This window comes from Streptomyces sp. NPDC058534 (assembly GCF_042717365.1).
Lineage (GTDB): Bacteria > Actinomycetota > Actinomycetes > Streptomycetales > Streptomycetaceae > Streptomyces.
The window spans coordinates 71,603-83,830 of the sequence record NZ_JBHXNW010000032.1 but is presented as its reverse complement, the minus strand read 5'-3'; the positions used below and the strand labels follow the sequence as shown (position 1 = coordinate 83,830).

Here is a 12,228-nt window from a genome sequence, read left to right as displayed (position 1 = left end):
GGCCGGGGGGGGGGGGGGGGGGGGGCTGGCGGCGGGGGGGGGGGCCGGGGGGGGGGGACCCCCGGGGGCCGGGCGCCGGGGGCCCGGGCCCCCGCGCCCCCCCCGACTCACCACAGGTGCCGGGCCAGGGCAGGCGGGCCAGGTCCCCGTGGGGCGGCGGTCCCACGGACGGGGGCCCGCCCAGCCCGGGTGGGGGTACGGCCGAGGCCGGCGCTCCGGCAGCGCCCGGTGTCCCGGCCCAGCGCGAACTGCACGAGGACAGTGTCCTGCCGCCGCCGCGCGAGGTCCCGTGGTCCGACGCGGAGCTGATCGAGGGCATGCGCGCGGGCGACGACACGGCCTACGAGGAGCTGTTCCGGCGCCACGCGGACGCGGTGCGCCGGTACGCACGCACCTGCTGCCGCGACGCCCACACCGCGGACGACCTCACGGCCGAGGTCTTCGCCCGCATGCTCCAGGCGGTGCGCGGGGGTTCGGGGCCCGAGCACGCCGTGCGCGCCTACCTGCTCACCGCGGTCCGGCGGGTCGCCGCGGGCTGGACGCGGTCGGCCGGGCGGGAGCAGCTGGTCGACGACTTCGCCGTGTTCGCCGCGCGGGCCGCGCGGACCACCGAGGCCCGGGACGACGACACCCTGGAGCTGGGCGCCGACGTACGGGCCATGCACCAGGCCGAGCAGTCGATGGCGATGCGGGCCTTCCGGTCGCTGCCGGAGCGGTGGCAGGCCGTGCTGTGGCACACCGAGGTCGAGGACGAGTCGCCGAGCGAGGTGGCCATGCTCTTCGGGCTGGACGCCAACGGCACCCGCGTGCTCGCGAGCCGCGCCCGCGAGGGTCTGAAGCAGGCCTACCTCCAGGCCCACGTCAGCGACACCCTCGCCGCCGACGAGGAGTGCGCCCGCTACGCCGACCAGCTCGGCACGTACGCGCGCGGCAGGCTGCGCATCCGGGCCGAACGCGGGCTGCGCAAGCATCTGGAGGAGTGCGCGAGGTGCCGGCTGGCCGCGACCCAGATCGAGGAGGTCGCGAGCGGCATTCCCGCCGTGGTGCCGGTCGCCGTCATCGGCTGGTTCGGCGCCGCCGGGTACGCCAAGGCGGCCGGGCTCATCGCCGGCGGCGCGGGCGTCGGCGCGGCGGGCGCGGCGGCGGCCGGTGGCACGTCCGGCGGTGCGGGCGCGGCGGCGGCCGGTGGCACGTCCGGCGGTGCGGGCCCGGGCGGCGGTGCCGCGGCCTCCGAAGGGCTGGGCGCGCCGGTGAAGGCCGGTATCGCGGCCGGTGTGGTGGCGGCGGCCGCCGCGGCGGCGCTGGTCTTCGCACTGGCCGGCGACAGCGACCCGGAGGAACGGCCCCCAAAGGCGGCCCCGCCCGCCTCCTCACCGGTGGCCCAGCCCGCCCCCGACTCCCCCACGCCCTCGCCGCGCCCACCCCGCCCCCAGCCCCCGGCGGCCACCCCCGAGCCGACCCCGCCCCGAACACCCACCCCGACTCCCGAGCCACCCCCGTCACCGAAGCCCAGACCCACCCCGAAGCCCACGCCCACACCCACGCCGACCCCGCCCCCGTCACCCCCCGCGCCCTCACCCCCACCGCCCCCACCCGCCCGGACCGTCCACCAGTGGAACGAGCTGACGTACGACGTGATCGGTGACGGCACCCGGCCCGAGATGCGGCTGGCCGGGAGCAGTTGGGTGTGGCAGCGCTCCGCACTGTCGATCGACGGCGTGCGGTACGCGCACGGCGTCACCGTGCACGGCCGCTCCTCCGTCACCATCGACCTCTACCGCTCCTGCTCGTCCTACGACGCGCTGGTCGGCGTCGACGACCTGACGATGAAGCTCGGCAAGGTCCACTTCTCGGTGTACGCCGACGGGGTCCGGCTGTGGAACTCCGGGCCGGTCGAGGGCGGGGACCCGGCGGTACCCGTCCATGTGGACCTCTCGGGGCGCGAGACCGTACGCCTGGTGGCCGAGCCGCACGGGCCACTCGACTCGGTGGCGCCGGCGGACTGGGCGCAGTCGCGCTTCACCTGCGCGTAGCGCCCCGTCCCACCCCGCCGTCTACGGGACAGGCTGCCGCGGCCGGAGGTCCCGCACCGCCTCGTCCAGTTCGCCCAGGACGTCCCACGGGGTGAGGGCGGCGCCGTCGGCCTGCTCGGCGGCGTACCGCTCGCCGCCGAGGGCGGTACGGGCGGCGGACCCGGCCCGCTCGGCGTGCGCGCGGTCGGGCATGGGGCGCGGACGGTCGCCGCGCCAGTGTCCGGCCGCGCCGAGCAGCCGTGCCGACCGGGCGTGGTCGCCGAGGCCGCACAGCAGTTCGGCCGAGCCGTCCACGAGGGCCGCCACGACGAGGTCGGCGCACCGCCTCCGCACGGCCGTGCGGAGGGTCTCCACCAGCAGCGGCAGCCCCTCGCGCGGCCCCGACTCGCCCGCCGTCACGAGGGCGTCCACCAGCCCCAGCATCGCCAGGAACTGCGGTGGGGGCGTCCCCCGCACGCACTCCTCGCGGGCCGCTTCGCACAGGATCCGCCCGCGCGCGAAGTCCGCGTCCTCCACCGCGAGTCCGGCCCGCAACATCAGGACGAAGGCCTTGGAGTCCACCACGCCGTACCGGTCGGCGGCGGCGCCGGCCTGGTCGAGCACGGTGAGCGCCGTACCGCGGTCGCCCGCGCGGTAGGCGATCTCGGCGAGCCGGGCGATGAGGAACGGCGACTCCGCGAACGCGCCCACCTCCTCGGCGAACCGCAGGGCCTCCTCGTACGCGGCCCTGGCCTCCTCGTAGCGGCCGAGGACCATGGCGTGCTCGCCGAAGGCGCTGCACACCAGGGCCTCCACCAGGCGGTCGCCGATACGGCGGCTGAGCACGCGCAGTTCCGCCAGGTCCTCGTCGACGCCGGCCAGGCCCCCGGAGGAGTCGACCACCGTGTGCGTACGGAACATGAGACTGGCGGCGATCTCCCACTCGCCACCGTAGACACGGCAGTTGGCGACGGAGGCGTCCATGACCTCGCGTACGTCGTCGGAGTCGCTGACGAAGAACTGGGTCAACGGCCAGATGAGGCCGGGTACCCGGGCCGCTTCCGGGCCTCCCGCGGCGAAGTGGTCCCGCAGCCGGACGACGTACCGCCGCAGCCGCTCGTCCAGCCGCCCCTCCCCCGGACCGGCCTCGAAGGTGAGGAGGAGGTGCATCATCCGCACCTGCATGCGCAGGGAGTGCAGCGGGTGCCGGGTGTCGCCCTCCGGGACGGCGAGGAGGGCGTCGACGGGGTCGGCGGCGGCCGTACGACGGGCGAGGACGTCTTTCGCCGGCACCTCCGCACCACCCGCGTCCAGGGCGGCCCCGAGACGCAGCGTCCGGTCGAACCATCTGATGCCCTCGTGCCGGTAGTTGCGCAGCCACCAGAACCATCCCATGGCGAGTGCGAGGGCGGCGGCCTCCTGTTCGTCACCGGCGTCGAGGGTGCGGTCGAGGGCCGCGCGGATGTTGTCGTGTTCGGCCTCCAGCCGGGCGATCCAGGGCAGCTGCCCGGCGGACCGCAGCTGGGGGTCGGCCTTCTCGACCAGTGCGCGTGCCCACGCGCGGTGGGCCTTTTCGGCACCGGCGCGCAGCTCGGGCAGCTCGGCGGCGCGTTCGTCGGCGTACTCGTGGATGGTTTCCAGCATGCGGTAGCGCATGCCGGCGCCGTGGGTGCCGGGGGCGGCGACGACGAGGGACTTGTCGACGAGGGCCCCGACGAGGTCGGCCGCGGGCCCGGTGGCGACGGCTTCCGCCGCGTCCAGCTCCCAGCCGCCGACGAAGACGGACAGCTGCCGCAGCATGGTCCGTTCGGCGTCGTCGAGGAGGTCCCAGGACCAGTCGACCACCGCCCGCAGGGTCTGCTGGCGGGGCAGGACGGTGCGGCTGCCGGAGGTGAGCAGGCGGAAGCGGTCGTCGAGGCGGTCGGCGATCTCCCGGGGTGTGAGCACGCGCAGGCGGGCCACGGCCAGCTCGATCGCGAGGGGGAGGCCGTCCAGCCGTCGGCAGATCTCGGCGACGGCGGCCTCGTCGCGCAGTACGGTCCCGGCGTCGGGCCGTACGGCGGCCGCGCGGGCGGCGAAGAGGCGCTGGGCCTGGTCCGGGGTGAGCGGCTCGACCGGACGCACCGACTCGCCCGGGACGCCGAGCGGTTCACGGCTGGTGGCGAGCACGGTGAGGCCCGGGCAGCGGGTCAGCAGCGTCTCGGCGAGACGGGCGACCTCTTCGATGAGGTGTTCGCAGTTGTCAAGAACAAGAACCAGGTTGCGCGGCACGCAGTACTCGACGAGCAGGGTGACGGGGTCGTGCTGGACGGCGGGCCGGTCGCTGCTCACCAGGACGGTCTCGCGCAGCCCGAGCGCGTTGACGACCGCGCCGGGCACGGCCTCGGGCCGGTCGAGGGGGGCCAGCTCGACCAGCCAGGCCTGCGGGAGCGCGGCGGCGGCCTCCTCGGCGAGACGGGTCTTTCCGGAGCCGCCGGGGCCGGTGAGGGTGACCAGGCGGGCCGTGTGCAGTTCGGAACGGATGGCGTCGAGTTCGCGCTCGCGCCCCACGAAGGAGGTCAGCCGGGGCCGGATGTTGCCCCTCCGCGCGGGAGGCTCCGTCTGCGGGCCGGCGGCGGGGGCGCCGAGCAGCTCGGCGTGCAGGGCACGCAGTTGAGGACCCGGTCCGGTCCCGAGCCCCTCGTCCAGGGCGCGCCGGGCGTCCTCGTAGGCGGCCAGGGCGTCGGCGTCGCGGCCGGCGGCGCGCAGGGCGCGGATGAGGAGGGCGTGCAGTGGTTCGTCGTACGGGTGCGCGGCGGTCAGCTCCCGCAGCCGCGGTACGGCGTCGTGGGCGTCGCCGAGGCGCAGGCCGGCCTCGATCCGGGCCCGGGTCGCCTCCAGACGCAGGGCCTCGGGGCGGGCGGCGGCGCCGGGGAGGTCGGCGAGGGCGGGCCCACGCCAGAGCCCGAGGGCCCCGTCCAGCTGCCGGGCGGCGCTCGCGGCGTCGCCGCGCTGCAGGGCGGCGGTGCCGTGCCGTACAAGTCGCTCGAAGACGTACAGGTCCACGTCGTCGCGGGTCGCGTCGAGCCGGTACCCACCGGGGGCGGAGGCGACGGCGCCCTTGCCGACGGTACGACGCAGACGGCCGACCAGTGCCTGGAGGGCGGCGGGGGCGTCCTTCGGCGGATCCTCCGCCCAGACCTCGTCGATCAGGGTGGCGGGGGTGACGACCTGGCCGGGTCGCAGGGCGAGGGCGGCGAGCAGGGCACGAAGCCGGGGCCCGCCGGGGGTGACGACGGTGCCGTGGTCCTCCGTCTGGGCGACCCCCAGGATTCTGTACCGCACGGGTTCATTGTCGCCGGACGGGGTGCGGTGAGTGACCCGGCGTCCGTATCGCACCCGGAGGGGGTGGTGTCCGGGGGTGGGTTTACGCGACCCGGCGCGACGGGGTTCGGGGCAAGGGCGGGGTGGGTTCCCGCGACCCGGCGCGACGAGGCGCGGGACGCGAGTACGAGCGCGCGGTGGGCGACACGACCCGGCGCGACCAAGCGCGGGACGCGAGTACGAGCGCGCGGTGGGCGACACGACCCGGCGCGACGAAGCGCGGGACGCGAGTACGAGCGCGCGGTGGGCGACGCGACCCGGCGCTTGCCGGGTGCCGCTCTCTTTGGGACGGGCGCCGCCCCAGGCGGCACATCTGCCCGCGGTTACGCGGGAAGGCTGCCCCCAGCCGCGCCGCACCCACCCTGGCGCCGCAGGCACCCTCACCCCCGCCGCATCACAGCCCCCGCACCACCCAACGCCCCTCGCTCCGGCGCGATCCCGCCCGGTACCGCGCGTTGGCGGGCCGGGGTGCCCGTCCAGCATGTGCCTCGGCGGGCCAGCAGGCGGCGGAGCCACAGTTCCAGTGAGACCAGGTCGGCCAGTCCGTCCAGCGGCAGCGCCTCCCCCGCCGCCACCGCGCGCACCGCCTTGCGCACCACCCGCGCCTCCACCAGGCCCGCCTGCGCGAGCAGCGGCGTGTCGAAGAGGCTGAGCAGGGAGTCCGCGGAGACCCGCAGTCCCGCCCGTGCGGCCGAGGCGGCCAGCGCCTGCGTGGGCGCCCCCCACCCGCTCGGCAGCTCGCTCACCCCCGCCCCCTCCAGCACCGTCCGCAGAATCGCCGCCCGCGCCCCCGGCTGCACCCGCAGCGCCTCCGGCAGGGCACGGCACGCGCGCACCACCTGGTTGTCGAGGAACGGCGCGTGCAGCCGCTGGAAGCGGATCTCGGCCGCCTGCTCCAGCACCCGTACGTCCGCGGCCTGCCGCGCCAGCGCCGTACGCGCGCGGAAGTCGCCCGGCCGCTGCCCCGGCCCCACCCCCGACCGCTGCGGGGAGGTCTGGAGGCGAACCGATACTTCAGCCAGTGCCTCTCCGGTCAGCCACCGCGCCGCCGGACCGGGCCCGGCCCAGGTCAGCGCGGCCAAGGAGGCGTCCATCGCCCCGTCACCGGGCGCGTCGAACCGCCGCCGCAGCAGCCGCTCGGCGAGCACTTCGAGACCCGTCCGGTACGGCGTCCGCGCCAGCCGCCGAGCCGCCCCGTACACACGCGCGGGGACCAGCACCGACCCGTCGGCCTTGGCCAGCGCGGCGACCGGCCGCACGAGATGGCGCCGTTTGCGGTCCATCAGCAGGTCGGCCAGGCGCGCCGGATGGGCGTCCAGCACCTGCCGCGCCCCGTACCCCGTGAAGTGGTCCGCGCTGCCCGCCGCCAGCCGCGCCCGGTGCCGCGCGGCCGCGACCAGGGACGAGCCCGGTTCGTCGGTGAGCGGCCCGTCCAGGTCGGCGTACGGCAGCATGTCCTCCCCGCCCGTGACCACCACGTGGTGCAGCCGCGGGTTGGCCGCCAGCGCGCCCGCCCGCGCCAGCTCGGACTCCTGCCCGCCCACGGCGAGGTCGTTGAAGGTGACGGCCAGCAGCCGCTCCCCGGCACCGGTGCCGTGCCCGAGCACGGTCCCCGGCATCCCCGGCAGCCCGGCGGCCAGCAGCGCCAGCGTCCCCGAGGCCGGCCCACCGGACAGGTCGGCCCCGATCCCCGGAACCGGCATCCCGCGCGCGGCACGCCGTTCCGCGGGCCCCATGCCCGGGACGGGCCCGGGGTCGATGCCGTCCCCGGGGACGTGCCGAGGCGCGGCGAGACGCGTACGCACCGCCTCCACCAGGGCGTCCCGCACCCCGTCCACCGCGCGGTCGGGGTCGGCGGAGGGCGCCGCGACGGCGAGCGAGGCCACCGGCTCGTACCCGGCGATCTCGCGCGCCCCGGCGCGCAGGATCAGCGCATGCCCCGGCGGAACGCGCTTCACGCCGTCGTACGGGGTGGAGTCGTCCAGCGCGGCGGGCACGTCGGGCGCGGCGAGCAGCGCGGCGAGGTGGCCGAAGTCGAGGTTGGCCTCGACGAGGTCGGCCAGGGGCAGCGCGGCGGTCGCGTAGGCGGTGCCGCCGGACCAGGGGGTGTGGAACACCGGCCGCGCGCCCGCGAGGTCGCCGCAGACGGTGATCCGCCGCCCCGCCTGGACGACGGCCGTGTAGCTGCCGGGCCACGCCGTCAGGTGCCGGAGGGCGCCGCCGCGCGCGGCGAACAGGGCGACCCGAAGCTGTTCGTCGGATGCGCCGCAGATGCCGAGGACGGCGATCCGGGTCTGCGGGTCGGCGTCGACGACGCGGACCTCGTCGGGGCGCCAGTCGCCGACCGCCCACAGGGGGTCGGGGTCACCCCACAACGGCTGGGCGCCGACGGGCTGTACGGTCTCGCCGTCGTATCCGGTGGCGCCCGCGGAGCCGGCCGCGCCGGTGATCCCCGCGGCTCCCACGGCGGCGCTGCTCCACCCCACCAACCACCGCATCGACGCCTCCACAGGCTGGGGACAACCAGTGCACCGTACGAACTGGTTCCCCATGCTCCCATGAAGGGCGCGCCACAGAGCAGCGGCGGAGCCGCACGAGCTCCCGTGAATGCGTCCTCGCGGTCACTCGCGCGAGGACGTCAACTCCCCTTCCGCTTCCGCTCAGTACTCGTTCCGCGTTCCGTCCGCGCTCCGTCCGCGCTCCGTCCGAGGGCGCGAAGACGACTCGAATGCGCCCCCGCAACGCGCCGTTTGGCTACCCAACGCGCCCTCAACTTCCGTGGTGGGGGCGGATGTACGCCCGAAATCCCGGGAACGATTTTCAGCCAAATCAGCGACACACGGACACGCTCGAACACGCTCCGTACAGGCTCCCCGCCTGCCCGTCGGCGCTCGGCCCGGGAGGCGGGACTCGCCCCCCGGGCCGGTCCGCCGCCCGCGGGGATGTAGGCGGCGGCGTCCCCCAGCCCACTGGATCCAGTACAGCGGGCCGACCCACGCACCGCCCATGGAATCGCTCCCCCGATGGCCGGAGAAGAGCGCACGGACGGGCGCACGGCCACACACCGGGAGCACGTCGCAACGGACCGTGCATACACCGCACTTGAGTACGGACCACAATCCCGCCATCCGGAACAATGCCTCTTAACGCCTGGGATCCGGCGAACTACGCTGGGTTTACGAATGCCGCGTGGTTATGCCAGCGCGGCAGCCGTCTGTGTCGAGGGGTGGCGCATGTCCAGGGAGCTACGCGGGCCGAACGAAAAGCTCGGCGCCGTTCTCGCCCTCGCGGGAATCAGCAACGCAGGACTCGCCCGGCGCGTCAACGACCTCGGCGCCCAACGCGGGTTGACACTTCGCTACGACAAGACGTCGGTGGCGCGCTGGGTGTCGAAGGGGATGGTGCCGCAGGGTGCGGCACCGCACCTCATCGCCGCCGCCATCGGCCAGAAGCTCGGCCGCCCGGTGCCGCTCCACGAGATCGGCCTGGCGGACGCGGATCCCGCCCCCGAAGTGGGCCTCGCCTTCCCCCGGGACGTCGGCCAGGCGGTGCGCTCGGCCACCGAGCTGTACCGTCTCGACCTCGCCGGCCGCCGGGCCGGCGGCGGCATCTGGCAGTCGCTGGCCGGTTCGTTCGCGGTGAGCGCGTACGCGACGCCCGCCTCCCGGTGGCTGATAACCCCGGCCGACAGCTCGGTGGCGCGCGAGGTGGGCCCGGCCGAGGGCTCCGGCGCGCCGCTCAAAGTCGGCCACAGCGATGTGCAGAAACTGCGGGAGGCCGCCGAGGACGCCCGCCGCTGGGACTCCAAGTACGGCGGCGGCGACTGGCGTTCGTCGATGGTCCCCGAGTGCTTACGCGTCGAGGCGGCACCCCTGCTGCTCGGCTCCTACTCCGACGAGGTCGGTCGCGCCCTGTTCGGCGCCTCGGCCGAACTGACCCGGCTGGCCGGCTGGATGGCCTTCGACACCGGTCAGCAGGAGGCGGCCCAGCGGTACTACATCCAGGCGCTGCGCCTGGCCCGCGCGGCGGCCGACGTCCCGCTGGGGGGCTACGTCCTCGCCTCGATGTCCCTCCAGGCCACCTACCGCGGCTTCGGGGACGAGGGCGTGGACCTGGCGCAGGCCGCGCTGGAGCGCAACCGGGGCCTGGCCACCGCGCGCACCATGAGCTTCTTCCGCCTGGTCGAGGCGCGCGCCCACGCGCGGGCGAGCGACGCGGTGGCGGCCGGCGCCGCGCTGAAGGCCGCCGAGAGCTGGCTGGAGCGCGCCCGTCCCGGCGACAGCGATCCGACGTGGCTGGGTTTCTACTCCTACGACCGGTTCGCCGCCGACGCGGCCGAGTGCTACCGCGATCTGAAGGCACCACGCCAGGTGCGCCGCTTCACCGAGCAGGCCCTCTCGAAACCGACGGAGGAGTTCGTACGCTCGCACGGCCTCAGGCTCGTCGTCTCGGCGGTGGCCGAGCTGGAGTCGGGCAATCTGGACGCGGCCTGCGAGCAGGGCGTGCGAGCGGTCGAGGTGGCCGGCCGTATCTCCTCGGCCCGCACCACCGAGTACGTGAGGGACCTCCTGCACCGCCTGGAGCCGTACGGCGACGAGCCGCGCGTGGTCGAGCTGCGTGAGCGCGCGCGGCCGCTGCTGGTGACCCCGGCCTGACGCAGCCGGCCTGACGCAGCCGGCCTGATGCACCGCCCCTTCCGGGTTTGAAGGCATTGTCAGTGGCGCAGTGCACTATCGAAGCCGGGAGGTGGACCGGAAGATGGAACGAGTGTTCGACTGCGATGTGCTGGTGATCGGCGGCGGCATCGTCGGCCTGTCGACGGCGTACGCGATCACGCGTGCCGCCCCGGGCACCCGGGTCACGGTCCTGGAGAAGGAACCGGGCCCGGCCCGGCACCAGACGGGCCGCAACAGCGGCGTCATCCACAGCGGCGTCTACTACCGCCCGGGCTCGCTGAAGGCGCGCTACGCGGTGCGGGGCGCCGCCGAGATGGTCAAGTTCTGCGCCGAGTACGGCATCGCCCACAGCGTCACCGGCAAGCTGATCGTCGCCACCGACCGCGCCGAGCTGCCCCGCCTGCACGCCCTCGTCCAGCGCGGCCGGGAGAACGGCATTCCGGTGCGCGAGCTGGGCGCCGCCCAGATGCAGGAGTACGAGCCCGAGGTCAGGGGCCTCGCCGCCATACACGTCGGCACCACCGGCATCTGCGACTACGTCGCCGTGGCCCGGCAGCTGGCCCACGCGTCCGGCGCGGAGCTGCGCTACGGCGCCGAGGTACGGCACATCGACCGCCGCCCCGGCCTCGGCGTCGCCGTCCGCACCCGCTCCGGCGAGGTGCTGCGCGCCCGCGTCCTGGTCAACTGCGGCGGGCTGCACTGCGACGAGATCGCCCGCCTGACCGGCGACGACCCGGGGATGCGCATCGTGCCCTTCCGGGGCGAGTACTACGAGCTGGCGCGGCCCGAGCTGGTGCGGGGCCTGGTGTATCCGGTGCCGGACCCGGCGTTCCCGTTCCTCGGGGTGCATCTCACCCGCGGCATCGACGGCGGCGTGCACCTCGGGCCGAACGCGGTGCCGGCGCTGGCCCGCGAGGGCTACGGCTGGGGTGTCGTCCGGCCCCGCGAGCTGGCCGCGACGCTGGCCTGGCCCGGCTCCTGGCACATCGCGCGGCGGCACTGGAGGTACGGCACCGGGGAGCTGCGCCGGTCGCTGTCCAAGGCGGCCTTCACCACCGCCGTACGCAGGCTGCTGCCGGCGGTGACGGAGAGCGACCTGGTCGCGGCGCCGGCCGGCGTGCGGGCCCAGGCGGTGCTGGCGGACGGGACGCTGGTGGACGACTTCCTGATCAAGGAGGGCCCCCACGCGGTGCACGTGCTGAACGCGCCGTCGCCCGCGGCCACCGCGGCCCTGCCGATCGGGCGGGAGGTGGGCCGCAGGGCACTGACCCTGCTGGGAGGCTCGTGAGCCCGGGACGGGCGGGCCGTAAAATTGGGGGCACTGTGTCTGATCTCCCCAGCGCCCCCGACGCTCACCAGCCAGCCGCCGCCCACGCCGGCACCTCCCTGAGGCACACCCGTGCCAAGGGGGAGCCGCGTTTCCCGGACGGGCCGAAGGCCGATCCCGCCGGATCGCACTTCGAGCGGCGGATCCGCAGTTTCCAGCCCCGGCGCAGCCGCGTGACGGCCGGGCAGGCGGACGCGCTGCAACGGCTGTGGCCCCTGTGGGGACTGGACATCGACGGGCAGCGCGACCTCGACCTCGGCGAGCTGTTCGGCGACGCGCGCCCGGTCGTCCTGGAGATCGGCTTCGGCATGGGCGAGGCCACCGCCCAGATGGCAGCGGCCGACCCCGGCACCAACATCCTCGCCGTGGACGTCCACACCCCGGGCCAGGGCAACCTCCTCGGTCTCGCCGAGGGGCACGGCCTGTCCAACATCCGGGTGGCCAACGGCGACGCGATCATCCTCCTGCGCGAGATGCTCGCCCCCGGCTCGCTCGCCGGACTGCGCGTCTACTTCCCCGACCCGTGGCCGAAGAAGCGCCACCACAAGCGGCGCCTGATCCAGCCGGAGTTCCTGACCCTGGCCGCGACCCGGCTCGCGCCGGGCGCCTTCGTGCACTGCGCCACCGACTGGGAGCCGTACGCCGAGCAGATGCTCGTCGAGCTGACCGCGCACCCCGACTTCGAGAACACCGCGCCGGACGGCGGTTTCGCGCCGCGTCCCGCGCACCGCCCGCTGACCCGTTTCGAGGGCCAGGGACTGGACAAGGGACATGTGGTGAACGACCTGCTCTTCCGCCGCGTACAGCTCCGCGATCCCCACGAAGAGCAGCACCTCACCGGTTAGGGTCC

At 75.5% G+C, this 12,228-nt stretch carries 6 protein-coding genes; 4 read left to right on the top strand and 2 right to left on the bottom strand.

Features of this window, described 5'->3' with window-relative positions; translation table 11 throughout:
* A partial coding sequence (locus ACFWR9_RS20940; protein WP_383844257.1) for a sigma-70 family RNA polymerase sigma factor occupies window positions 1-2,033 on the top strand: 2,033 nt, incomplete at its 5' end.
* Window positions 2,034-2,054: 21 nt separating this feature from the next.
* Here ACFWR9_RS20940 and ACFWR9_RS20935 read toward each other — a convergent pair.
* Entirely contained in the window at window positions 2,055-5,336 is a 3,282-nt protein-coding gene (locus ACFWR9_RS20935) for a BTAD domain-containing putative transcriptional regulator (protein ID WP_383844254.1), read from the bottom strand.
* Window positions 5,337-5,755: 419 nt separating this feature from the next.
* Window positions 5,756-7,873: an asparagine synthase-related protein gene (locus ACFWR9_RS20930; protein WP_383844251.1), complete on the bottom strand. Its 2,118-nt coding sequence runs from the start codon at window positions 7,871-7,873 to the stop codon at window positions 5,756-5,758.
* A 735-nt stretch (window positions 7,874-8,608) separates the two neighbouring features.
* Between ACFWR9_RS20930 and ACFWR9_RS20925 the strand changes: the two genes are divergently transcribed.
* From ACFWR9_RS20925 to trmB, 3 genes are all read left to right on the top strand, one after another.
* Window positions 8,609-10,030, top strand: coding sequence for an MFS transporter (locus tag ACFWR9_RS20925; protein WP_383844249.1), 1,422 nt, complete (start codon window positions 8,609-8,611; stop codon window positions 10,028-10,030).
* Between the two features lie 103 nt (window positions 10,031-10,133).
* On the top strand, window positions 10,134-11,339 hold the full coding sequence (gene lhgO / locus ACFWR9_RS20920) for an L-2-hydroxyglutarate oxidase (protein WP_383844246.1): 1,206 nt from the start codon (window positions 10,134-10,136) through the stop codon (window positions 11,337-11,339).
* A 35-nt stretch (window positions 11,340-11,374) separates the two neighbouring features.
* A complete protein-coding gene (gene trmB, locus ACFWR9_RS20915) occupies window positions 11,375-12,223 on the top strand; it encodes a tRNA (guanosine(46)-N7)-methyltransferase TrmB (protein WP_383844243.1) in 849 nt (282 codons plus the stop codon).
* Window positions 12,224-12,228 lie beyond the last annotated feature (5 nt).

Coding starts and splice junctions, on each gene's coding strand:
- lhgO (WP_383844246.1), top strand. CDS start 10,134: ATGGAACGAGTGTTCGACTGCGATGTGCTGGTGATCGGCGGCGGCATC.
- ACFWR9_RS20925 (WP_383844249.1), top strand. CDS start 8,609: ATGTCCAGGGAGCTACGCGGGCCGAACGAAAAGCTCGGCGCCGTTCTC.
- ACFWR9_RS20930 (WP_383844251.1), bottom strand. CDS start 7,873: ATGCGGTGGTTGGTGGGGTGGAGCAGCGCCGCCGTGGGAGCCGCGGGG.